At 66.2% G+C, this 23,785-nt stretch carries 19 protein-coding genes and 1 pseudogene; 12 read left to right on the forward strand and 8 right to left on the reverse strand.

Going from position 1 to position 23,785, the window contains the following annotated elements; genetic code table 11:
• Positions 1-2: 2 nt before the first annotated feature.
• From AC2IR1_RS17325 to choX, 4 genes are all read right to left on the reverse strand, one after another.
• Positions 3-3,104 carry a transporter substrate-binding domain-containing protein gene (locus AC2IR1_RS17325; RefSeq protein ID WP_486473217.1) on the reverse strand — a complete coding sequence of 1,034 codons (3,102 nt, stop codon included), beginning with the start codon at positions 3,102-3,104 and terminating at the stop codon, positions 3-5.
• A gap of 365 nt (positions 3,105-3,469) precedes the next feature.
• Positions 3,470-4,516, reverse strand: coding sequence for a choline ABC transporter ATP-binding protein (gene choV, locus AC2IR1_RS17330; RefSeq protein WP_486473218.1), 1,047 nt, complete (start codon positions 4,514-4,516; stop codon positions 3,470-3,472).
• Complete coding sequence (choW, locus tag AC2IR1_RS17335; RefSeq protein ID WP_486473219.1) at positions 4,513-5,349, reverse strand: choline ABC transporter permease subunit; 837 nt, start codon at positions 5,347-5,349, stop codon at positions 4,513-4,515. Before choW ends, choV begins: the two co-directional genes overlap by 4 nt.
• 90 nt (positions 5,350-5,439) lie before the next feature.
• On the reverse strand, positions 5,440-6,363 hold the full coding sequence (choX, locus tag AC2IR1_RS17340; protein WP_486473220.1) for a choline ABC transporter substrate-binding protein: 924 nt from the start codon (positions 6,361-6,363) through the stop codon (positions 5,440-5,442).
• A gap of 105 nt (positions 6,364-6,468) precedes the next feature.
• On the opposite strand from choX, the gene betI reads away from it, so the two are divergent.
• From betI to AC2IR1_RS17380, 8 genes are all read left to right on the forward strand, one after another.
• Positions 6,469-7,059, forward strand: a complete 591-nt coding sequence (gene betI, locus AC2IR1_RS17345) for a transcriptional regulator BetI (protein ID WP_486473221.1) — start codon at positions 6,469-6,471, stop codon at positions 7,057-7,059.
• On the forward strand, positions 7,052-8,593 hold the full coding sequence (gene betC, locus AC2IR1_RS17350; RefSeq protein WP_486473222.1) for a choline-sulfatase: 1,542 nt from the start codon (positions 7,052-7,054) through the stop codon (positions 8,591-8,593). Before betI ends, betC begins: the two co-directional genes overlap by 8 nt.
• A 2-nt stretch (positions 8,594-8,595) precedes the next feature.
• Positions 8,596-10,050: a betaine-aldehyde dehydrogenase gene (gene betB, locus AC2IR1_RS17355; protein ID WP_486473223.1), complete on the forward strand. Its 1,455-nt coding sequence runs from the start codon at positions 8,596-8,598 to the stop codon at positions 10,048-10,050.
• A gap of 20 nt (positions 10,051-10,070) precedes the next feature.
• The gene (gene betA, locus AC2IR1_RS17360; protein WP_486473224.1) at positions 10,071-11,732 is read left to right on the forward strand and encodes a choline dehydrogenase; all 1,662 of its coding nucleotides are present in this window, start codon (positions 10,071-10,073) and stop codon (positions 11,730-11,732) included.
• Between the two features lie 271 nt (positions 11,733-12,003).
• Complete coding sequence (locus tag AC2IR1_RS17365) at positions 12,004-12,462, forward strand: NUDIX hydrolase (protein WP_486473225.1); 459 nt, start codon at positions 12,004-12,006, stop codon at positions 12,460-12,462.
• Between the two features lie 103 nt (positions 12,463-12,565).
• Positions 12,566-13,024 carry a DUF1178 family protein gene (locus tag AC2IR1_RS17370; RefSeq protein WP_486473226.1) on the forward strand — a complete coding sequence of 153 codons (459 nt, stop codon included), beginning with the start codon at positions 12,566-12,568 and terminating at the stop codon, positions 13,022-13,024.
• A gap of 94 nt (positions 13,025-13,118) precedes the next feature.
• Positions 13,119-13,763, forward strand: coding sequence for an SDR family NAD(P)-dependent oxidoreductase (locus AC2IR1_RS17375; RefSeq protein WP_486473227.1), 645 nt, complete (start codon positions 13,119-13,121; stop codon positions 13,761-13,763).
• 106 nt (positions 13,764-13,869) lie between these two features.
• Complete coding sequence (locus AC2IR1_RS17380; protein ID WP_486473228.1) at positions 13,870-15,108, forward strand: aspartate kinase; 1,239 nt, start codon at positions 13,870-13,872, stop codon at positions 15,106-15,108.
• Between the two features lie 225 nt (positions 15,109-15,333).
• On the opposite strand, the gene AC2IR1_RS17385 is transcribed toward AC2IR1_RS17380, so the two are convergent.
• From AC2IR1_RS17385 to AC2IR1_RS17395, 3 genes and pseudogenes are all read right to left on the reverse strand, one after another.
• Positions 15,334-15,948, reverse strand: a complete 615-nt coding sequence (locus tag AC2IR1_RS17385) for an NAD(P)H-dependent oxidoreductase (protein WP_486473229.1) — start codon at positions 15,946-15,948, stop codon at positions 15,334-15,336.
• Between the two features lie 141 nt (positions 15,949-16,089).
• Complete coding sequence (locus AC2IR1_RS17390) at positions 16,090-16,443, reverse strand: cyclic nucleotide-binding domain-containing protein (protein ID WP_486476462.1); 354 nt, start codon at positions 16,441-16,443, stop codon at positions 16,090-16,092.
• 71 nt (positions 16,444-16,514) lie between these two features.
• A pseudogene (locus tag AC2IR1_RS17395) lies at positions 16,515-16,787 on the reverse strand (cyclic nucleotide-binding domain-containing protein); the annotation flags it as partial.
• 172 nt (positions 16,788-16,959) lie between these two features.
• Here AC2IR1_RS17395 and ptsP point away from each other — a divergent pair.
• The 3 genes from ptsP to AC2IR1_RS17410 all read left to right on the forward strand — a co-directional run bounded on the left by ptsP (position 16,960) and on the right by AC2IR1_RS17410 (position 21,349).
• Positions 16,960-19,203: a phosphoenolpyruvate--protein phosphotransferase gene (gene ptsP, locus AC2IR1_RS17400; protein ID WP_486473230.1), complete on the forward strand. Its 2,244-nt coding sequence runs from the start codon at positions 16,960-16,962 to the stop codon at positions 19,201-19,203.
• 4 nt (positions 19,204-19,207) lie between these two features.
• Complete coding sequence (locus AC2IR1_RS17405; protein WP_486473231.1) at positions 19,208-20,632, forward strand: FAD-binding oxidoreductase; 1,425 nt, start codon at positions 19,208-19,210, stop codon at positions 20,630-20,632.
• A gap of 393 nt (positions 20,633-21,025) precedes the next feature.
• Positions 21,026-21,349, forward strand: coding sequence for a 2Fe-2S iron-sulfur cluster-binding protein (locus AC2IR1_RS17410; RefSeq protein WP_486473232.1), 324 nt, complete (start codon positions 21,026-21,028; stop codon positions 21,347-21,349).
• A gap of 68 nt (positions 21,350-21,417) precedes the next feature.
• Here AC2IR1_RS17410 and AC2IR1_RS17415 read toward each other — a convergent pair whose 3' ends face one another.
• Complete coding sequence (locus AC2IR1_RS17415) at positions 21,418-21,918, reverse strand: MarR family winged helix-turn-helix transcriptional regulator (RefSeq protein ID WP_486473233.1); 501 nt, start codon at positions 21,916-21,918, stop codon at positions 21,418-21,420.
• Between the two features lie 100 nt (positions 21,919-22,018).
• Between AC2IR1_RS17415 and AC2IR1_RS17420 the strand changes: the two genes are divergently transcribed.
• Positions 22,019-23,728: a dihydroxyacetone kinase family protein gene (locus AC2IR1_RS17420; RefSeq protein WP_486473234.1), complete on the forward strand. Its 1,710-nt coding sequence runs from the start codon at positions 22,019-22,021 to the stop codon at positions 23,726-23,728.
• Positions 23,729-23,785: the final 57 nt, after the last annotated feature.

Consider the following 23,785-nt stretch of genomic DNA (forward strand, 5'->3'; position numbering starts at 1 on the left):
CCTCAGCCACCAAGAGCCTTGCGCAGGGCGGCGGCCAGTTCCGACGGCGGACACGGCTTTTGCAACATCGGTGCCTGCACCGCGCCCATGTCCGCCTCCAGCAGGCCGGAATAGCCTGTCATGTAGATCACCGGCACGTCGGGGCGGCGCTTGCGCACTTCCTTGGCCAGTTCGAAACCGCCGATCCCACCGGGCATCACCACATCGGTCAGCAACAGATCGAAGGTTTCCCCTGCCTCGACAAGGTCAAGCGCCTCGCGGCCCGAATTGGCGGCGACCACATCGTAGTTCAGCGACTTCACGACCTCGGTCACGATGGTCAGCAGGCTGACTTCATCTTCCGCGATGAGGATCTTCTGACCGCTCCCGGATACCATCGGCGCCTTCTTCAGCGGCGCCTCGCGCTGGTTGTCCGGTGTGCCCCGGGGCAGGACCAGGCGGACGGTCGTGCCATGGCCAAGCTCGGAATAGATTCGCATCTCTCCGTTGGATTGCTCGATGAAACCGTAGACCATCGATAGGCCAAGACCGGTCCCGGAATTCTGCCCCTTGGTGGTGAAGAAGGGATCGGTCGCCCTGCGCCGCACTTCCTCCGTCATCCCCGGGCCGTTGTCGGAAACCGAGAATTCGATGTAGCGCTGGCTGTCGTCCCCCTCCCCTTTATAGAGGCTCGAATGCAGGTCGACCTCCGACAGGCTGCGGACGGAAACGGTGATCCGGTTCCCCATGCCCGAGGCCTGTATCGCGTCACGGCTGTTCAGCACGAGGTTCAGAAGCGCGTTTTCCAGCTGGCCCAGCTCACAGAAGACAAAGGCATCCTCCGCCTCGTTCTCGAACCGGAGGTCGATGCTCTTCTCAAGCACGGTGCCACCGAGTTCCCTGAACTCGTTCAGGACCTCCACCGTGGAGACCGAGGATTCCATCCCCGGCTGGCGCTTGGCGAAGGCAAGCAGACGCTTCGTCAGCTCCGCCCCACGACGGACAGAGGTCTGTGCCGTCTTCAGGAACGGCTCCGCCTCGGTTGGCGTGTCGGGCTTTACCAGCTGCAGGGCGTATTCGATCGTCGCAAGGATGTTGTTGAAATCATGCGCAACCCCGCCAGTCAGCTGACCAAGGGCATCCAGCCGGCTGGAACGTTCCATCTGCTGGCGATTGCGCTCCTGCTCCGTGATGTCGTCCAGGATGAAGACGGTCGAAACCTCTTCGCTGGCGGCGCGGTCGAGGGGGGAGCTGGAAACCCGGGCGTAGAAGGGTAGCTTGCTGCCCGTCCGGATCATCGCTGCCGTCTCGCCACGCAGGGCTTCACCCCGCAGGGCGCGTGCAAGGGGCGTGCTGTCGTCACGCACCGCCTGCAGGCGTTCCGGATCAACGAAGGTCAGGGAAGCGGGCCAGTTGAAGGGTGTCGCGACGTCCTCGGCCACGCCCAGCATTTTTCGCGCACTGGGATTGGCTGCGCTGATCTCTCCGGCGGCGTTCAGGCCGATCACGCCACTGTAGGCAGCATCAAGGATCGTGGTCAGGCGGTTGCTGACCGTGCGCGTTTCCGCCGCCAGTTTTTCTGCATTGCGGCGGGCAAGAATATTCTGGATCAGGAAGGCCGCAATGATGGCGATCGAAAGAACGACCACCCCGAGAAGCGCATAGCGCACACGCGCCGGGGTCCAGAAATCCGGTTCGCCCAGCCACTCCTCCCGCAGGGCGAGATATTCTTCGGACCCGAGGTATCCGGGGACAACCGCGTTCAGCTGTTCCCGGACGATGGCCAGGCCCGGGCGCAGGGCGACGGCCCGTTCCGCGTTGTAGAACGGCGGCGTCACCTCCTGCACGTCTTCCGAAAGCTTGAGATCCGCAAGCAGGCCACGCGCGGTCATCGTCGGATAGAGCGCCGCGTCGACGCGTCCGGCAGTCAGGCCGTTCCACATTTCCTTGGCGGTCTGAAAGACCACCAGTTCAAGCCCGCCATGCGCCTCGGCCACCTCTCGTGCCAGGTTTTCTTCGACCACGCCCACGCGCCAGCCCGTCAGATCGTCCAGGTCATGCACTTCCTCGTCGAGGCCCGACCGCAGGAAGATCGAAAACGGCGTCTGCTGCACCGGCAGGGTGAAATCCATCCTCTCGCGACGTTCCGGGCTGATGCTGATCGGCGGAAGGATGTCATAGTCACCGCTGCTAGGTCCCCTGGCCCAGTCGTCGATGGAAATCACCTTGAAGCGGACATCCAGCCCGGCACGCTCGGCCAGGGTCCGCAGGGTCTCCACCCCGAAACCGGTTACTGTGCCGTCCTCTTTCACGACCTGGTAGGGCGGGAAATGCGTCACGCCGACGGTCAGGACATCCGGCACGGGATCGGTCGTGCCAATGCTCCAGTCGGAGCGCAGGGCCTCAAGCACCTTTGTCGCCGCCAGCGTCTGAATTGCCAGGTTGATCCGCGGCAGCAGCTCCGCCCGGCTTTCATGCAGCGCCACATAGTGCAGATCGCGCCGCAATGGCGGACCGGCGACGCGTACCATGTGATCCACCCCGCCCCGACGCAGGGTGTCCGAAGCAATGCGTTGCGCCGTGACGACCCCGTCGACCTCCCGCATCATCAGCGCGCCGAAGGCATCGGGGGCCGTCGCGAAGGTCACCTTCTCATTGGTTTCCGCCAGGTCCCCCAGGTCACTGGCCAACGACCCCACGATTACCCCGATCCGCGCCCCGCTGAGCTGGTCCAGCAGGTAATTATCGACAGAATCGGCCCGCACGTAGAGGTAGGAGGAACTCTCGGTCACCGGGATGGAAAAGACGTTGGAGGCCTGCAGCGCCGGAAGAAGACCCACCCCTGCGAGCATCGTCGCCTCGCCCCGTGCCTGTGCCGCGATAACGGCGGGGATAGACGGATATTCCCTCAGTTCCAGCTGCAGCCCGGCTTCCTCTGCCACCACCCGCGCGAGCTCTGCAAAGTAGCCCGTGATCTCACCATCAGGAGTGCGATCGTAGATCCCCGGGATCGGGGTCCATGCGACCACGACCTTTTCGGAAGGGTCCTGGGCGCTTGCGGCGCCGGTCAGAAGCAGGGTCAGCGCGAGGATACCCCCGCAAATTCGAAGTATCGGGCCGAGCATGGGCACCCCAGGAAAGACACACCGACGATTTCTAGTTGAGTTGTCGTGGATTGCCTACACCGTAAAACAGATCACTCGCCGGAAGGTAGGGTTTTTTCCTGCAAACCCGGCCCCTTGACCGCCAAAGTTACAGTTGGGCAGCCGACGCATTCCGCAAGTCCTGCCTTCCGCATGGTCACCGTTCGACAGAGTGTGGCGCATCCCGCCCGGCAAGGGCCCAGCGAAGGGCGCCGGTTTGGAGCCGAAAATCGCGGCCGCCCCTGCAGCTGCGGAGATCGGCAACCGGCGCGGCACGATGACCAGGCATGCAAAACGCCCGGCAGATTGCTCTGCCGGGCGGTTGCGACGCGTCGGACGCAGATGCTTCAGTCCGTCGTGACGGTGGTCTTGGCATGCAGCGCCGCGATGATGTCCTGGTTGTCGATGCGCCCGCATAGCGCGCCCTTCGCATCCTGGACGCCGATGACCGACGCAGGCCCGGTCAGCAGGCCGATGATCTCCGCCACCGGGGCTTCTTCGGGAACCATGACATCGGGGGCCGCCCCTTCAGGCGCCGACATCACGTCGCAGGCACGCAGCACGTTCAGCGGGTTCATATGCGTCACGAAATCATCCACGTAGTCATTCGCGGGCTTCGCGATGATCTCCTGCGGCGTTCCGGACTGGACGATCCGCCCGCCTTCCATGATGGCGATGCGATTGCCCAGCTTGAAGGCCTCATCCAGATCGTGGCTGACGAAGATGATGGTGCGCTTCAGCTTCTGCTGCAGTTCAAGCAGTTCATCCTGCAGGCGGTTCCGGATCAGCGGATCAAGCGCGCTGAACGGTTCGTCCATGAGCAGGATAGGCGCCTCGGTGGCAAAGGCACGGGCCAGGCCCACGCGCTGCTGCATGCCGCCTGAAAGCTCTCCGACCTTGTTGTCGGCCCAGTCCGTCAGGCCGACAAGGTCAAGCTGCGCGCGGGCGCGCTCTTCCCGTTCCTTGCGGGACAGGCCCGACAGTTCGAGGCCGAGCGCCACGTTGTCCAGCACGTTGCGCCAGGGCAGCAGGCCGAACTGCTGGAAGACCATCGCGACGTTTTCGCGCCGCAACTTCAGCAGATCCGCCTTGGAGCAATTCGTGGGGGAGGTCGTCGTCCCGCCGGCATGCACGCGGACTTCGCCACGCACGACCGGGTTCAGCCCGTTCACGGCGCGCAGAAGCGTGGATTTGCCCGAGCCGGAGAGCCCCATGAGCACGAGGATTTCGCCCTGGTCGACCGAGAGGGAGCAATCGTGCACCCCCAGGACCTGCCCCGTCGCCTGCTGAATCTCGGGCCGCGACTGGCCCTCGTCCATCAGCGGAAGCGCCTGGTCCGGATTGTCGCCGAAGACAATGGAAACGTTCCTGAATTCTACTGCTGGCTTGCTCATTTGCGGCCTCCGATCCTCAGCATCCGGTCAAGGATGATGGCGACGACGACGATCACGAAGCCGGATTCGAAGCCGAGCGAGGTGTTCACCTGGTTCAGCGCCCTGACAACCGGCACGCCCAGACCGTCCGCACCGACAAGCGCGGCAACGACGACCATGGAAAGCGACAGCATGATGGTCTGGTTCAGACCCGCCATGATCTGCGGCAGGGCATAGGGCAGCTCGACCTTGGTGAGCGTCTGCCACTTGGTGCCCCCGAAGGCCTCCGATGCTTCCAGCAGCGGGGTCGGCGTGGACGACACGCCGAGGTAGGTCAGCCGGATCGGGGCCGGGACCACGAAGATCACCGTTGCGATCAGGCCGGGCACCATGCCGATGCCGAAGAAGACGATCGCCGGGATCAGGTAGACAAAGGTCGGCAGCGTCTGCATGAGGTCCAGCACCGGCTGCAGGAACGCATATAGCTTGGGCCTGTGTGCGGCCCATATGCCGATCGGCACCCCGATCGCCATGCAGACGATACAGGAGGAAATGACCAGCGTCAGGCTTTCGGTCGTCGCTTCCCAGTAGTCCTGGTTCAGGATGAACAGGAACCCGAGCGCCACGAAAAGGCAGGTTTTCCAGCTGCGTTGCAGCAGCCAGGTCAGCGCCACGAAGACGGCGATGACCACCAGTTCAGGCGGCTCCTGCAGCACCCAGAGCAACCCGTCGATCAGGTTCTCGGCACCATCAGCCAGGACGTCGACGACGCCTTCGAAGTTGTCCCTCAGCCAGTCGAAGAAATCGCTGGCCCAGTCCCCTACGGGTATCTTGTTATCTGTCAGCCAATCCAAGGCGGACCTCCGTTTTGGAATGCGGCGGTTTCGGCAATAGTCCTAAATGAAAGGCCCGGTCGCGGGGACCGGGCCTCCAACATCTGCGGATCAGAGACCGAAGGCGGCCTTCACCGCTTCGGTGCCATCGGCGCCATCCGCGGTGGTGACGCCGTCCAGCCAGGACATGACAAGATCGCCATGTTCCTTCATCCAGGCCATGGTGGCGTCATCGGCATCTTCGCCGTCGTTAAGGATCTTGCCCATGATCTCGTTTTCCATGGGCAGGGTGAACTTGAGGTTGGTGAGGAAGGTGCCGACGTTCGGGCACTCTTCGGCGTAACCCTTGCGGGTCACGGTGTTGACCACGCCTTCACCGCCGAAGAAATCTTCGCCGCCGGGCAGGTACTTCAGCTCGAAGTTGGCGTTCATGGGGTGGGGCTCCCAGCCCAGGAACACGATGTCTTCCTGCTTGTCGTAGGCGCGGCGCACCATGGAGAGCATGCCCTGTTCGGAGCTTTCGACCACGTCGAAGTCTTCCAGGTCGTACTTGTTCTCCTCGGTCAGGGAGACGAGGTAGGCGTTGCCCTCATTGCCCGGCTCGATGCCGTAGATCTTCTCATCCAGGCTGTCGGCGAACTTGTGGATGTCCGCGTAGGACTGCAGGCCCTTCTCGTAGGTGTAGGCCGGCACGGCCAGGGTGTACTTGGTGCCTTCCAGGTTGGTCACCACGGTCTCGATCTCACCGGACTCGAGGTAGGGACCGATGGCGCCGTTCTGTGCCGGCATCCAGTTGCCCAGGAAGATGTCCACGTCGTCGCTTTCCAGCGACTTGAAGGTCACCGGCACCGACAGGACCTTCACATCGACATCGTAGCCGAGCGCTTCGAGGACCTGCTTCGCCGCGGAGGTGGTGGTGGTGATGTCGGTCCAGCCGACGTCGGAGAAGCTCACGTCACCGCAATCGGCCATCGCGGTGCCTGCGGTGAGCGCAACTGCTGCCGCGCTGGTCATCATCATCTTGAAACGGGTCATGTCGTTTCCTTCCGTTGGACTGAGGGTTGGTTTTTGTTGATTGATGAGTTAATCAAAAAACAACTGGTTCGAAATGTAAAGCATTCAGTCGCGAGGACAACCAAGATGCCAAAGGTCGGGATGGAACCGGTGCGAAAACAGGCGCTGATCGAAGCCTGCATCACCGAAATCGGCCAAGCAGGCACGCTTGACGTGACCGTCAGCCAGATCGCGAAGCGCGCCGGAATGTCCTCTGCCCTCGCCCATCACTACTTCGGATCGAAGGAAAAAATCTTCCTCGCGACCATGCGGCACGTCATGAAACTTTGGGGCGAAACGGTCCGCACCAAGCTTGAAACCGCCCAGACGCCGGTGGAACGCATCCTGGCCATCACCGATTCCTCGTTTGAATCCCACCAGTTCGAGAGAGAGGTCGTGGCCGCCTGGCTGAACTTCTACGTCCGCTCCCTCCACTCGCCGGAAACGCGCCGCCTTCTGAACGTCTACGCCCACCGGCTGCAGTCGAATCTTTTGTATAACCTAAGGAAAATTTTCCCCACCGACATCGCCGTAGAGGTCGCGCAGGGAATCGCTGCGCTGATCGACGGCTTCTACATCCGCTCCGCCCTGCAGGATTCGGTCCCCGGGCGGGATGAGATCAAGGCGACCATCGCCGACTACCTGACCCTCTGGCTCGAAAGGACAACCCGTGACTGACATCGCGGCACAGACCGGGGCGCGCCGCCCCAACATCCTGATTCTCATGGTCGACCAGCTGAACGGGACCCTCTTCCCGGACGGCCCCGCGGACTGGCTCCATGCGCCCAACCTGAAGGCGCTTGCCGCGCGCTCGACCCGCTTTGCCAACACCTACACCGGCTCCCCCCTCTGCGCGCCGGGCCGGGCCAGCTACATGTCCGGCCAGCTGCCGCGCCGTACCAAGGTCTATGACAACGCTGCCGAATTCGGCAGCGACATCCCGACCTATGCCCACCATCTGCGCCGCGCGGGTTACCAGACCTACCTGTCGGGCAAGATGCACTTCGTCGGGCCCGACCAGCTGCATGGCTTCGAAAAGCGCCTGACCACCGACATCTACCCGGCCGACTTCGGCTGGACCCCGGACTATCGCAAGCCGGGCGAGCGAATCGACTGGTGGTATCACAACATGGGCTCCGTCACCGGAGCGGGCGTGGCCGAGATATCCAACCAGATGGAATACGACGACGAGGTCGCCTTCCAGGCCACCGCCAAGGTCCGGCACCTGGGCCGCCGGCTGGATGACCGGCCGTGGATGATGACCGTCAGCTTCACCCATCCGCATGACCCCTACGTCGCACGGAAGAAATACTGGGACCTTTACGAAGACTGCGACCACCTGCTGCCGGAGGTCGCGCCGATCCCCTACGAGGAGCTGGACAACCACTCCAAGCGGATCTTCGACGCCAACGACTGGCGCAACTTCGACATCACCGAAGAAGACGTGAAGCGGTCCCGCCGCGCGTACTTCGCCAATATCTCCTACCTTGACGACAAGATCGGCGAGATCCTGGAGGCGCTCGACAACACCCGCCAGACGGAAGAGACCATCGTCATGCTGGTGTCGGATCACGGCGACATGCTGGGCAACAAGGGTCTGTGGTTCAAGATGACCTTCTTCGAAGGCTCTGCCCGGGTGCCGCTGATGATCGCCGCGCCGCAGATGGCGCCGGGGCTGGTGGAAACGCCGGTGTCGACCATCGACGTGAACCCGACCCTGGCCGACCTGGCCGGCATCGACATTTCCGAAATCGCCCCCTGGACCGATGGCGAAAGCCTGGTGGGCCTGTCGAACGGCACCCCCCGCACCACGCCGGTGCGGATGGAATACGCCGCCGAAGGCAGCTACGCGCCCCTGGTCGGCCTGCGCCAGGGCGACTGGAAGTACATCCGCTGCGCGCTTGATGCGCCGCAGCTGTTCAACCTAGCGCAGGACCCGAACGAGCTGACGAACCTGGCGGGCACCCCGGAGGTGGCCGAGGTCGAAGCGGAATTCGCTGCCATGGCAGACGATTACTGGGACCTGCCCTCCTTCGACGCAGAGGTGCGCGAAAGCCAGGCGCGCCGGCTGATCGTCTACGAGGCGCTGCGCAACGGCGAGTATTTCCCCTGGGACTTCGAGCCGCTGCAGAAAGCCTCCGAACGCTACATGCGCAACCACATGGACCTGAACGTGCTGGAGGAAAACCAGCGCTATCCCCGCGGAGAATGACCATGAAAAACGTACAGCCTGCGGGCTCCCACTACATCGACGGCGCCTATGTGGACGATACCACCGGGCGCGAAATCCCCTGCGTCTATGCCGCGACTGGGGAAACCGTGGCCACCCTGCATGCCGCCACCCCCGCCATCGTGGACGCGGCCCTGGCCTCGGCCATGAAGGCGCAGAAGGAATGGGCCGCCATGGCCCCCGTCGCGCGCGGCCGCATCCTGCGCCGCGCGGCCGACCTCCTGCGGGAACGCAACGAGGAACTGTCGGAGCTGGAAAGCATCGACACCGGTAAGCCGATCCAGGAAACCCTGGTGGCCGACGCGACCTCTGGCGCGGAAGCGCTGGAATACTACGCCGGCCTCGCCGCGACCGTGACGGGCGAAACCGTGCCCCTGGGCGGCGATTTCGTCTACACGATCCGCGAACCCTTGGGCGTCTGCCTGGGCATCGGCGCCTGGAACTACCCCACCCAGATCGCCTGCTGGAAAGCGGCGCCCGCCCTGGCCTGCGGCAATGCCATGGTTTTCAAACCGTCCGAGGTGACGCCCCTGTGCGCGCTGAAGCTGGCAGAGATCTTCGTCGAGGCCGGCGCGCCCGCCGGCCTGTTCAACGTCGTCAACGGCTACGGCGATGCCGCCGCCAGCATGGTCAGCGATCCGCGCGTCGCCAAGGTCTCCCTCACCGGGTCGGTGCCGACCGGCAAGAAGGTCTATGCCGCCGCGGCAGAGGGGCTGCGCCACGTGACGATGGAACTGGGCGGCAAGTCGCCCCTGATCGTCTTCGATGACGCGGACCTGGAAAACGCGATTTCCGCCGCGATCAACGGCAACTTCTACTCCACCGGCCAGATCTGCTCCAACGGGACCCGTGTCTTCGTGCACGAGAACATTGTCGAGGATTTCATCGAACGCCTGGTGGAACGGACCCGCAGCGCCATCACCGGTGATCCGCTGGATCCCGAAACCCAGATCGGCCCGATGATCACCGACGTGCAGCGCCAGAAGGTGCTGAACTACATCCGCATCGGCCAGCAGGAAGGTGCGGAACTGGTGCTGGGCGGCGGCACGCCCGAAGGCCCGGGTTACTTCATCGAACCGACGATCTTCCGCAATGTCACCGACGAGATGACCATCGCCCGCGAAGAGATCTTCGGCCCGGTCATGTCGATCCTGACCTTCCGCGAGGAGGACGAGGTGATCGCCCGCGCCAATGCCACCGAATTCGGCCTGGCTGCCGGGCTCTTCACCCGCGACTTCACCCGCGCGCACCGGGTCGTGGCGCAGCTTGAGGCCGGCACCTGCTGGATCAACGAATACAACCTGACGCCCGTCGAGGCGCCCTTCGGCGGCGTGAAGATGTCCGGCGTCGGGCGTGAGAATTCGAAGGCCGCGATCGAACACTACAGCCAGGTCAAATCGGTCTACGTCGCCATGGGCGATGTGGCTGCGGCCTTCTAAGCCACTGAAAGGACGACCAGATGGAAGCTGACTACGTCATCATCGGCTCCGGCTCGGCCGGCTCTGTCATGGCCGCGCGGCTGTCGGAAGACGGCAAGCACCGGGTGCTGGTGCTGGAATTCGGGGGGACCGACGCCGGTCCCTTCATCCAGATGCCCGCCGCCCTTTCCTACCCGATGAACATGAAGCGCTACGACTGGGGCTTCATGTCGGAGCCGGAGCCGGGCCTGGGCGGGCGCCAGCTGGTCACCCCGCGCGGCAAGGTCGTGGGCGGGTCCTCCTCGATCAACGGGATGGTCTACGTGCGCGGCCACGCCCGCGACTACGACCACTGGGAAGAACAGGGCGCGGCGGGCTGGGCCTATGCCGACGTGCTGCCCTACTTCAAGCGCGCCGAGACCTGGCACGACGGTGGCCACGGCGGTGATCCGGACTGGCGCGGCCAGGACGGCCCGCTGCACGTGACCCGGGGCCCGCGGGAAAACCCCCTCTTCCACGCCTTCGTCGAGGCCGGCCAGCAGGCCGGGTTCGAGGCGACCGCCGATTACAACGGCGAGAAGCAGGAGGGCTTCGGCCCGATGGAACAGACCGTGTGGCAGGGGCGCCGCTGGTCGGCGGCCAATGCCTACCTCAAGCCCGCGCTGAAGCGCGAGAACCTTGAAATGATCCGCTGTTTCGCCCGCCGGGTGGTGATCGAGAACGGTCGCGCCACGGGTGTGGAGATCGAGCGGAACGGCAAGATCGAGGTCGTGCATGCCCGGCGCGAGGTCGTCATCGCGGCCTCCTCGATCAACTCGCCCAAGATCCTGATGCTGTCGGGCGTGGGCCCGGCCGCGCATCTGAAGGAACACGGGATCGAGGTCGTGGCCGATCGCCCCGGCGTTGGCCAGAACCTGCAGGATCACCTGGAGCTGTATATCCAGCAGGCCAGCACGCAGCCGATCACGCTCTACAAGCACTGGAACCTTTGGGGGAAGGCGATTGCCGGGGCGCAGTGGATGCTGACCAAGAAGGGTCTGGGCGCCTCGAACCAGTTCGAAAGCGCGGCCTTCATCCGGTCGAAGGCCGGGGTGGACTACCCCGATATCCAGTTCCACTTCCTGCCCATTGCCGTACGCTACGACGGCAAGGCTGCGGCCGAGGGGCATGGTTTCCAGGCCCACGTGGGGCCGATGCGCTCTGCCTCCCGCGGGGCGGTGACGCTGAAGTCGGGCGATCCGAAAGAGGCGCCGCGGATCTTCTTCAACTACATGTCGGAGCAGTCCGACTGGGAAGATTTCCGTCACTGCATCCGCGTCACGCGGGAGATCTTCGGCCAGAAGGCCTTTGATCCCTATCGCGGCAAGGAGATCCTGCCGGGCGACCACATGCAGACGGATGAAGAGCTGGACCAGCACATCCGCGAGCATGCCGAAAGCGCCTACCACCCCTGCGGCACCGCCCGCATGGGCGCGGCGAGCGATCCGATGGCGGTGGTCGATCCGGAATGCCGGGTGATCGGGGTCGAGGGGCTGCGCCTTGCCGACAGTTCCATCTTCCCGCGGATCACCAACGGCAACCTGAACGGCCCGTCGATCCTGGTGGGCGAAAAGGCGTCCGACCACATCCTGGGCCGGACGCCCCTGGCCCGCGAAAACGTGGAGCCCTGGATCAACCCGCGCTGGCAGGTCAGCGACCGCTGATCCCACCCGCCGGAACGGCCCGAAAATATTTGATGGCGGCCCGTATTAACGGGCCGTTACCCCCGCGCACTGCCCGCCGGAGAGGCGTTTTTCGCGCCCGAGGCCCGCAAAGGGCCCTTGCGACCATGGTCGCGGCCCGGGGAAGTATACAGGGGCTTCCCTGCTGTCGTGGTAGTTTTGTACAGTTTCCTTACAACAAGGTGATCTCCGCGCGCGGAAAGATCATCGCGGGCAGGACCAAGAGCAACCAGGCAACTCCGTGACGGCAGACATGCAGACCCGTTTCCAGCTTCCCGGTGTGGGCGGCGCGCCCGTCCGGACGCAGTACGCGGCGCTGTGCTACCGCGTCGTGAAGGGGAAACCGAAGATCCTGCTGATCACCTCTCGCGGGACGCGGCGCTGGATCCTGCCTAAGGGCTGGCCGATGAAGACCCGCACCCCCGGGCAGGCCGCCCTGCAGGAAGCCTATGAGGAAGCCGGTGTGATCGGCCAGGCCTCCGAGGTGCCCATCGGCGTGTTTTCCTACCGCAAGGTGCTCGACTCCGGGCGGGAGGTGCCCTGCGTCGCCATGATCTACCCGGTGCGGGTCACCATGCTGAAAGCCAACTACCCCGAGGCAGGCCAGCGCAAGCGCGACTGGTTCAGCCGGAAGAAGGCCGCGAAACAGGTGGCCGAACCGGAGCTTGCACGGCTGCTGAAGACCTTCGATCCGCGTCACCTGTCCCAGTGACCGCCTGCGGGGCGGCGGCGCCCCTGCCGCCGGGATCTTGCATCCGCCTGCGATGACACTATTTTCAGAGGATACCTCTTCGGCTTCCCCTGAGACCCCACCGATGATCCGCTTCACCCTGAAATGCACCGAAGGCCACAGCTTCGAAAGCTGGTTCCAGTCCTCCGATGCCTTCGACAAGCTGCTGTCCGCCGGGCATGTGGCCTGTTCGGTCTGCGGTAGCACCGAGGTGGAAAAGGCGCTGATGGCCCCCCGGGTGCAGCCGGCCCGCAGGGCGGCCCCCGCAGCCGAGGGCCAGGCCTCCGAGGAGGGCGGCAAGGGCGCGCTCAGCGCCCCCGGGTCGGAGGCGGAGCAAGCCCTGGCGGATCTGCGCCGCAAGGTGGAGGAAAACGCCACCTATGTCGGCGGCGGCTTTGCCAGGGAGGCCCGCGCGATCCACGAGGGCGAGAAGCCCAATCGCCCCATCTACGGCGAGGCCAAGCCGGAAGAGGCCCGTGCCCTGCTGGAAGACGGCGTGCCCGTTCTGCCCCTGCCCTTCGCCCGCGGCCGCAAGTCGAACTGAGCCTCCGCACCGCCCTTTCGGCGCCCCTGGGGTGCCCCCACGTTGCCCTCTTGGCGGCGGGGCTGTAGCGTCCCGGCAACCAACGGAGGCCCCCATGCACATCCTGATCACCGGCGCGAGCCGCGGCATCGGCGCGGAACTGAAACGCCAGTACGAGTCCCGGGGCGACCGGGTCACCGGCACCTCGACCCGGGGTGGCGGGGACCTTCTGTCGCTGGACCTGGAACAGCCGGGCGCCCCTGCGGCCCTGGCGGCGCAGGTCGCCGATCCGGTCGACCTGCTGATCTGCAATGCCGGGCTCTACCTCGACAAGGGGCAGGCACTGGAGAGCGGGTACGATGCGCAAACCTGGGCGCGGCAGTTGCAGGTCAACATCGCGGGCCCCTTCCTGACAGTGCAGGCCCTGCTGCCGCAGCTGCGCGCGGCAGACGGCGCAAGGATCGCCATCATCGCCTCTGCCATGGGCAGCCAGGAACGGGCGCCGGGTGGCTCCTACATCTACCGCGCCTCCAAGGCGGGTGCGGTGAACCTGGCCCGCAACCTTGCAACTGACCTGAAACCCGAAGGAATTTCCGTCGGGGCCTATCACCCCGGCTGGGTCCGGACCGACATGGGCGGCGCGGGCGCGGATATCGACGCGCCCACCTCTGCCGCCGGGCTGATCGCGCGGTTCGATGAACTGTCGGCCGCCACGACCGGCTGTTTCGAAGGCTATGACGGGACATTGATCCCCTTCTGATCTTGCGAAATCAACGGGTGCGGAAGGCGCAATCCACCTTGCGCCCTGCGCCTTCCATGCGTAAACCACCGCGCAGTTTGTCCCAAAGACGGGGTGGTGAGACGGCATGCCTGTTCTCGTTATGAAATTCGGCGGCACGTCCGTCGCCAACCTGGACCGGATCCGCCGCGCGGCGAAACGCGTGGGCGTGGAAGTTGCCAAGGGCTATGACGTGATCGTCATCGTCTCGGCCATGTCCGGCAAGACCAACGAGCTCGTGGGCTGGGTCAACGAGACCTCTCCGATGTACGACGCGCGGGAATATGACGCCGTGGTGTCGAGCGGGGAGAACGTGACCGCCGGGCTTATGGCCCTGACCCTGCAGGAGATGGACGTGCCCGCACGGTCCTGGCAGGGCTGGCAGGTGCCGCTGATCACCAACAGCGCCCATTCCCAGGCCCGGATCGAAGAGATCCCGAGCGAGAACATCACCGCCAAGTTCGCCGAGGGCATGAAGGTGGCCGTGGTCGCGGGCTTCCAGGGCATCTCGCCCGAGGGCCGCATCACCACCCTGGGCCGGGGCGGGTCGGACACGACCGCCGTGGCCTTTGCCGCCGCCTTCGATGCGGAGCGTTGCGACATCTACACCGACGTGGACGGGGTCTATACCACCGACCCGCGCATCTGCCCCAAGGCCCGCAAGCTGGACAAGATCGCCTTCGAGGAAATGCTCGAACTGGCCTCTCTGGGCGCCAAGGTCCTGCAGACCCGCTCGGTCGAACTGGCGATGCGTTACAATGTCAAACTGCGCGTTCTTTCGAGCTTCGAGGAACAATCCGATACAGCCGGCACCCTGATCTGTGCCGAGGAGGACATCATGGAATCCAACGTTGTCAATGGCATCGCCGCCTCCCGCGAAGAAGCGAAGATGACCCTCGTCACCATCCAGGACAAGCCGGGCATCGCCGCGTCGATCTTCGGGCCGCTTTCGGATGCGGGGGTGAACGTGGATATGATCATCCAGAACGTCTCCGAAGAGGGCGTGACGGACATGACCTTCTCCTGCCCGATCGACCAGGTGAAGCGCGCCGAGAAGGCCCTGAACGACGCCAAGGACGCGGGCGATCTGATGTTCGACGAACTGGCCGTCGATACCGAGGTCTGCAAGGTCTCCGCCGTGGGCATCGGCATGCGCAGCCAGTCCGGCGTCGCCGCCAAGATGTTCAAGGTGCTGTCCGACGAAGGCATCAATATCAAGGTCATAGCCACCTCCGAGATCAAGATCTCCGTCCTGGTGGACCGCAAGTACATGGAGCTGGCCGTGCAGGCGCTGCACGACGCCTTCGAGCTGGAAAAGACCGCCTGAGAGGGGCCCAGCCCCCGCAGGTTAAGCAAATGTTGAAGGGCGGGCCGCAGGCACCGCCCTTTTTGCTGCGAATCGCGAATTCGCACGGGTTAACAAGGCCATGAGCTCGAAATCGCCATGTCGGTAGGACGTCGGTATCACGTCGGTATAGCGTCGGTGCGTATTATTTCCGGAGCCCATGGTTAACGCATCGTGCGCACAGAGGCCTACCCGGGGGCGCCTTGGTCACGACAGCCGGCGCATCTGTGCCGCGATCCCGTCCAGCCAGGCACGGCGACGCGCATCGCTGGCGGGTTTCACCCCGGCAAGGTTGATCCAGCGGCGGCGGGGCACGCCGATCTTCCAGAAGGTGCCCAAAAGCAGCGCCCGCCGGATCGCATCGCCGAAAAGCAGCCGGTAGATCAGCCGGGGCGTGTTCATGGTGGTGATCATCGTCACCCCCGAAAGCCGGGGCAGCCGCAGCGCCATGGCGCGCAGCCCGGACGTGTTGTCGTAGACGAAGCCCGGGAAGACGACCTTGTCGATGAAGCCCTTGGTCAGGGCCGGCATCAGTTCCCACCAGATGGGGAAGATGAAGACCAGGTGATCGGCCTGTTCCAGCCGCGAGATGTAATCGAGCGCCTGGGGGTCGAGCATGGCGGCAGCCGCATTGCGATCCCGCGGGGCGGTGACGAAGGCGCGCAGGTCCTGCGCACGCATGACGGGGTCGAACCCGTCGTGATCAAGGTGGATCAGATCGGCCTGGTGCCCGGCCTCTGCCAGGGAGGCAAGGACGGTGTCGCGGATGGCCGCGCAGTAGCTGCCTTCGTAGGGATGGTTGTAGACGACGAGAACGCGCATGGGGGTCACTCCTGTTTCAGTGTCCCGCCCGATTTGCCGCCTGGCGCGCGCCCCCGCCTTATCCCTTGTTAAGAGCAGGTAGGCTTTTTCGCCGTCCGCCGCTTTTCCACCCCGCGCGCCAGCCGGGCCGGCAGTGCCGCCCTACCCTTCCCGGCCATCCCTTTCAGCCACCTTCCTGGCGATCCGGCTGAGCGAGACCGGCGTCACCCCGAGGAAGGAGGCGATGTAGTGTTTGGGCACGCGTTCGAAGAGCTCCGGCTGGTGGGCCAGAAGGTGGCGGTAGCGCCGTTCGGGACTGTCCATGATGCGGTTGAGGAAGAGCGCCTGGTAATCGGCCATGCGCGCGACAAGCGCCTGCACGAGGAGGGCCTGGATTGAGGAGGACTGAATCGGGGAGGCCTGAATTGGGGAGGCCTGCACATCCCTCCCATCCGGCTGCGCGAGGCGGGCATCGAAGGTGGCGCGATCCATCCGGGACACGGTGCCGGGCAGCACGGCTTCCAATCCGAAAAGGCTGGGCTTGCCGCCAAGGAAGCTTTCGAGCGAGGCGACGAATTCCCCGGCAGGAAGAATTGCACCGTGATGTCGCGGCCATCGTCATTGTGCCAAAGGCGCAGGCAGCCGCTTTCCACCAGGTAGATATGGCGGCTGACATCGCCCTGCAGCAAAAGCGTTTCACGCTTGCGCAGGGTCATCCGGGTCATCAGCGGCCCGAGGGCCGCGCGCATGTCCTGGCTGGTTTTCATGTCGCCTCCGCCCCCCTTCACGTCCCGCCGCCCCCCGTTGCCGCCACGCAGCCTATCGCCCCGCCCATTGCCTGCCAACTGCCCCCGGGCCATCACCCGGTGATCGCAAAGTGCCCACAGGGGACTGGCCTGGTGCTGGCAGGTTCATGCGCGGGAGCCCGCGCCCTTGGCGCGGTTTGGCGTCCTTCTGGCCTAAAGGGTATTTAGGTTCCGGCCCGCCTGTGGTCTATTCGGGCCGATCCGCAGGGAAGGGACCAACCAGGGGATGGCGGAAGAATTTCAGACCGATAGCCGCAGGATGCTTGGCCGCCTGCGCGAGGTCATGGCCGAGGATGGCCACGGCCAGGCCCGACTGGACCGTATCACCAAGCTCATCGCGGGATCCATGCGCACCGAGGTCTGCTCGGTCTACCTGTTCCGCGACGCCGAGACGCTTGAACTTTGTGCAACCGAGGGCCTGAACCCCGAGGCGGTGCATCACACCCGCATGCGCCTGGGCGAGGGCCTGGTGGGCCGGGTGGCGCGCACGGCAAAGATCGTCAATTCGGCCAATGCACCGCAGGAAATCGGGTTCCGCTACATGCCGGAGACCGGGGAGGAGATCTACAGCTCCTTCGCGGGCGTGCCGATCCAGCGCCTGGGGGAAACGCTGGGCGTGCTGGTGGTGCAGTCCAAGGAAGCCCGCAAGTACAACGAGGACGAGATCTACGCGCTGGAAGTGGTGGCGATGGTTCTGGCCGAGATGGCCGAGCTGGGCGCCTTCATCGGTGACAGCGCGGCGCTGTCGGCGCGCCATACCAAGCCGGTGCTGTTCCGGGGCACCTCTGCCCAGGAGGGGTCGGCCGAGGGGCACGTCTGGCTGCATGAACCCAGGGTGGTGATCACCAACCCCATCGCAGACGATCCGGCCAAGGAGACCGAGCGCCTGACCGAGGCGGTGGACCGGCTGCGCATTTCCGTCGACCAGATGCTGGAGGGGGCCGGCGCGGATGCCGAGCACCGGGAGGTGCTGGAGGCCTACCGGATGTTCGCCAATTCCAAGGGCTGGATGCGGCGCATGCTGGCCGACGTGGACAGCGGCCTGTCGGCCGAAGCGGCGGTGGAAAAGGAGCAGACCCAGGCCCGCCTGCGGCTGACCACGGCCACCGACCAGTATCTGCGCGAGCGGCTGCATGACCTTGACGACCTGTCGAACCGGCTGCTGCGCATCCTGACCGGCCAGGGGTCGCAGACCGGCGCCGACATGCCCGCGGATCCGATCCTGGTGGCGCGGAACATCGGCCCGGCCGAGCTGCTGGATTACGGCCGCAACCTGCGCGGCATCGTCCTGGAACAGGGCAGCGTCGGCAGCCATGCCGCCGTGGTGGCCCGGGCGCTGGCGATCCCGCTGGTGATCCACGCCAAGGACATCACCACCGAGGCGCTGAACGGCGATCACATCATGGTCGACGGCGACCAGGGCATCGCCCACCTGCGCCCAGAGGACACGGTGACCACCGCCTTCCGCGACAAGATCGCCATGCAGGCCAAGGCGCAGGAGCGCTATGCCTCCATCCGCGACATGCCGACGGTCACCGCCTGCGGCACGCAGATGAGCCTGACGATGAACGCGGGCCTGATGGCCGACCTGCCCAGCCTGGAGAATTCCGGGGCGGAGGGCGTGGGCCTGTTCCGGACGGAGCTGCAGTTCCTGATCCGCAACAAGATGCCCACCCGGTCGGAGCTGTCGTCGATCTATTCCCACGTGCTGGACAGCGCACAGGGCAAGCGGGTGGTCTTCCGCACGCTGGATATCGGGTCCGACAAGGTGCTGAGCTACATGAAGCCCGCCGACGAGCCGAACCCGGCGCTGGGCTGGCGGGCGATCCGCGTGGGCCTGGACAAGCCGGGCGTCATGCGGATGCAGCTGCAGGCGCTGATCCGGGCGGCCAACGGGCGGCCCCTGACCATCATGTTCCCCTTCGTGGCGCAATATGACGAGTACCGCGCCGCCAAGGCGGAGCTGGACCGCACGGTGGAGCGGGAGCGGATCCTGGGCCATGTCCTGCCCGAGAGGATCGAGGTGGGCGCCATGCTGGAGACCCCAAGCCTGGCCTTCGCCCCCCGGGCCTTCTTCGAGGAGGTGGAGTTCCTGTCGATCGGCGGCAACGACCTGAAACAGTTCTTCTTCGCCGCCGACCGGGAAAATGAACGGGTGCGCAAGCGCTACGACACGCTGAACGTCAGCTTCCTGACCTTCCTGCAACGCATCGTCGAACGCTGCGAGGAGACCGGCACGCCGCTGTCGTTCTGCGGCGAGGATGCGGGGCGCCCGCTGGAGGCCGTCTGCCTGGCGGCCATGGGCCTGAAGGCGCTGTCGATGCGGCCTGCCTCCATCGGGCCGGTGAAATCGCTGCTGCTGCGCACCGACCTGGGCGCGCTGCGCCATGCGATCGAGGATGCCGCCTCCCGCGGGGAGCAGAGCGTGCGCCGGTCCGTCATCGACTTCTTCCGAAACCAACCGACGTGATGCCATGTCCCCCCAGCTGACCGCAGCCGGTGACGCCCTTGCGGCGCGCCTGCGAGAGATCCTGCCCGAGAAGGCCTTCCGGCAGGATACCGACCCCTATGTGACCGAGATGCGCGGCGCCTACCGCGGCCAGGCCGGGCTGGTGGTCGCCCCCGGATCGACCGAGGAGGTTTCGGCGGTGCTGGCCGCGGCCAATGCCGCCCGGGTGCCGGTGGTGCCCTACGGCGGCGGCACCGGCCTGGTGGCGGGCCAGGTGATGCCCGAAGGGCCCGCGCCGCTGATCCTGTCGCTGGAACGGATGACGCGCATCAGGCGGGTCGATCCGGCGGAGAATGTCATCATCGCCGATGCCGGCTGCGTGGTGGAGGAGCTGCAGCGTGCCGCCGAGGGCGTCGACCGCCTGTTCCCGCTGACCTTCGGCGCCCAGGGGTCCGCCCGCATCGGCGGCAGCCTGTCGACCAACGCAGGCGGCGTGAACGTGCTGCGCTACGGCAATACGCGCGAGCTGTGCCTGGGGCTGGAAGTGGTGCTGGCCGACGGCCGGGTGATGAACACCCTGACCCGCCTGCGCAAGGACAACACCGGCTATGACCTGCGCGACCTGATGATTGGCGCCGAGGGCACGCTGGGCGTGATCACCGGCGCGGCGATGAAGCTGTTTTCGCGCCCCACCCGCCGGGCGGTGGCGATGCTGGTCGTGCCCTCCCCCGCGGCCGCGCTGGAGCTGCTGGCGCTGGCGCGCAACCACGCGGGCGAAAGCGTGACCGGGTTCGAGCTGATCTCCGGCCAGAGCTTCGCCTTCCTGGAAGAGAAGCTGCCGGAGATCCGCCGCCCCTTCGATCCCGCCCCCGACTGGGTGGTCCTGACGGAGCTGGGCCTGTTCGGCGATGCCGATGCGGAGGCCGTCATGGCCACGATCCTGGAAGAGGCGATGGAGGCGGAGCTGGTGAGCGACGGGGTGATCGCCCAGTCGGAGGCCCAGGCCGATGCCCTGTGGCACCTGCGCGAGGCGATCCCCGTGGCGAACCGGGCGATCGGCGCGATTTCGTCTCATGACATCTCCGTCCCGCTGTCGGCGGTGCCGGATTTCATCCGCGAAGGCATCGACAAGCTGGCGCAGATGGGCCCCTACCGGCTGAACTGCTTTGGCCACCTGGGCGATGGCAACCTGCATTACAACGTCTTCCCGCCCCGGGGCGAGGACCGCGCGGATCACCTGGGCGCCAAGCGGGCGATCATGGACATGATCCACGACCTGGTGGCGGCGCACGAGGGATCCTTCAGCGCCGAACACGGTGTCGGCCGCCTGAAGGTGGAAGACCTGGAACGCTACGGCGACCCTGTGAAGCTGGAGATGATGCGGGGCATCAAGCAGCTGTTCGACCCCAACGGCATCCTGAACCCCGGCGCCGTGCTGCGCGCCACCTGACGCCCGCCCCCGGGTCGTCGCGACGCGGGGCCAGTTGGCAGGGTATTTGGGCCGGTCTTGGGGCTGGCTCTCCATACAGGTCGTCTGGCCCGCACAGTCTGGCCCGCGCAGTCTGGCCCGCGCAGTCTGGCCCGCGCAGTCTGGCCCGCGCAGTCTGGCCCGCGCAGTCTGGCCCGCGCAGTCTGGCCCGCGCAAGATCAGCGCGGGCCGCCGTTCTTCTGCGTGCTCCCGACCTGCCTTTGCCCTGCTGCCTGATCCCTGCACCCTGCCCCCCCTTGCCCTGAAGCCCGTTGCGGGATGGGTCCCGCATCCACGGGAGCCTCTTCGCAGGTGCAGCCCCATAGTTGCACTAGCAACTAGTTGCTATATAAACGCAGACAGGAGGAGGACCAAATGACCCGAATCGTGTTCAGAACCGCGCAGGGGGAGGAGCATCCGGTGGATGTGCCCGCAGGCACCAGCCTGATGCTGGCCGCCGTGAGCAACGGACTGGAGGGGATCGTCGGCGAATGCGGCGGTTCGGCCATGTGTGCCACCTGCCATGTCTACCTGGCGCAGGACTATGCGCCCCTGTTGCCACCCCGCGCCCCGATCGAGGACGACATGCTGGAAAGCGCCGCGGCGGAGGTGACGGCGCAAAGCCGGCTGGGTTGCCAGATACCGGTCACGCCCGAGATGGAGGGCATGGTGGTGCAGATGCCGGACCGGCAGTACTGACCGGGACGCGGGATCATGATCCGCCAGCGCGCCCCCATGCCCGGCCGCCAATGCCCTGCGCCCGGGGTTCAGCGGCCCATCAGCTCGCGGTCGACGGCTTCGACCTTGGAGAGGTTTTCCGTCATCCGGCGCAGCAGGGCAAAGAGGGCCTCACGCTCCTCGCCCTCTATCCCGTCCAGCAGGGCGGCTTCGCGGCGCAGGGCGATCTGGATGATCTCGTCATGCATTTGTGCGCCCCTGGAGGTGAGCCAGAGCCGCCGCTTGCTGCGTTCCAGCCGGGCCACGACAAGGCCCAGCTCTTCCAGGCGGCGGGTGGAGCGGCTGACGACGGATTTGTTCATCGCCACCATCTCGCTCACCCGGAGGGCCTGGATGCCGGGTTCGTTGCGCAGCGCCGACAGGATCCGCCATTCGTTCAGGCCAAGATCGAAGAGCGACAGGTACAGCTGTGACGCCCCCCAGGAGAGGCGGTTGTTGATGAGGGAGAGGAAGTAGGGCGCATAGGTGTCGGCGTGAACGGACAGCTGCCCCTCGGTGACAAGTCCTTCGTCGGGTCCCTCATCGGGCATGGCGGCGCTCCTGCTGCTGTCGGCCTTGCGGGTTCGGCCGGATGGTTCCGGGACGGGTAGCGGATCCGAGTTTAATTGCAAACTGCATTGGGAGGAAACCATGAAGAAACTGATCAACGAGGTGGCGGATGTCGTGCCGGAGGCCCTTGCCGGCTATGTGCGCAGCCAGCCGGGGCTGCGGCTGATCGCGGGGCAGACCATCGTGCTGCGCGCGGATCTGGAGGCGGTGACCGCTGCGGGCAAGGTGGCGCTGGTTTCCGGCGGGGGATCGGGGCACGAGCCGGCCCATGCGGGATTCGTCGGGCGGGGCATGCTGACGGCGGCGGTGGCGGGGGATGTCTTTGCCTCCCCCTCCACCGATCAGGTTCTGGATGCGATCCGGGCCGTGGCCGGGCCCGGCGGGGTGCTTCTGATCGTGAAGAACTACACCGGGGACCGGCTGAACTTCGGCCTGGCGGCGGAGATCGCCCGGGGCGAGGGCATCGAGACGGAGCTGGTGGTGGTGGATGACGACTGCGCCCTCGGCACGGCGGAGGAAACGGCGGGGCGGCGCGGGATCGCGGGCACGGTCCTGGTGCACAAGGTGGCCGGGGCGGCGGCGGAGGCCGGGAAGAGCCTGGCGGAGGTGCGCGCGGCGGCGGAGGCGGCCATCGCCGCGACGGGGTCGATGGGGGTGGCGCTGTCGCCCTGCACGGTGCCCGCCGCGGGATCGCCCAACTTCGACCTGGGCCCTGCGGAGATCGAGCTGGGCCTGGGCATCCATGGGGAGGCCGGGCTGGAACGGGGGCCCCTGCGGCCCGCGCGCGCCCTGGCGGATGAGCTGATCGGCCGGATCGCCGCGGATCGCGGCCTGGGAGCGGGCGCCCGGGTCGCGCTGCTGGTCAACAACCTGGGCAGCACGCCCCCGATGGAGCTTTCGATCGTGACCGGCAATGCGCTGGACGCTTGCGCGGCGCTGGGGATCGAGGTGGCGCTGGTCCTGTCGGGCACCTACCTGACGGCCATCGACATGGCGGGGGTGTCGCTGTCGCTGATGGCGCTGGACCCGGAGCGGGAGGCGGCGCTGCTGACCCCCGGCAGCGCCCCGGCCTGGACCGGGGCGGTCACGCCCGCCGCCGCCTTCACCCTGCCCGCCCCGACGAACGACGCGGCCCCGGCCCCGGGGTCCGGCCCGACCGGCGCACCGCAGGGCCCCGGCGCGGGGGCCATGCTGGAGGTGACGCTGGCCTGCTGCCGGACGATCATCGCCGCAGAGCCGCAGCTGACCCGGATGGACCAGATCACCGGGGACGGCGACATCGGCCGGTCGCTTGCCTCAGGCGCGGCGGAGATCATCGCCCGGGAGGCGGAGCTGGCAGGCCTTTCGGGCGCCGGGTACTGGCGCCATCTGGGCCTGATCGTACGCCGGGCGACCGGGGGGACGTCCGGCCCGCTCTACGCGATCCTGGCGACCGCGGCGGGCAATGCCCTGGAACAGGCCGCCCCGGACCCTGCAACCGCGCTGGCCCGCGCCTTTGCCGCCGGGGTGCAGGCCCTGCGCGCCCTTGGCGGCGCCGCCCCCGGGGACCGCACGATGGTCGACGCCCTGGAACCCGCCGTCCTGGCGATGGAGGGCGCGCCCACGGTCGGCCAGGCGCTGGAACGCGCGGCCCAGGCCGCCCGGGTCGGCGCCACCGCGACAAAGGACATGTCGCCGAGGCGCGGGCGGTCCAGCTACGTCGGGGACCGGGTGCTGGGCCATGTGGACCCCGGGGCCGAAGCCGTGGCGATCTGGCTGGCCGCCGCCAGCCGGGCCTGCAACGGCACCTGACGCCGAAAAACAAGGGGCGGGCACCAGCCCGTCCGACAAGAGGCCGGCGACAAAACA

The organism is Pseudooceanicola sp. NS-SX8 (assembly GCF_057380755.1).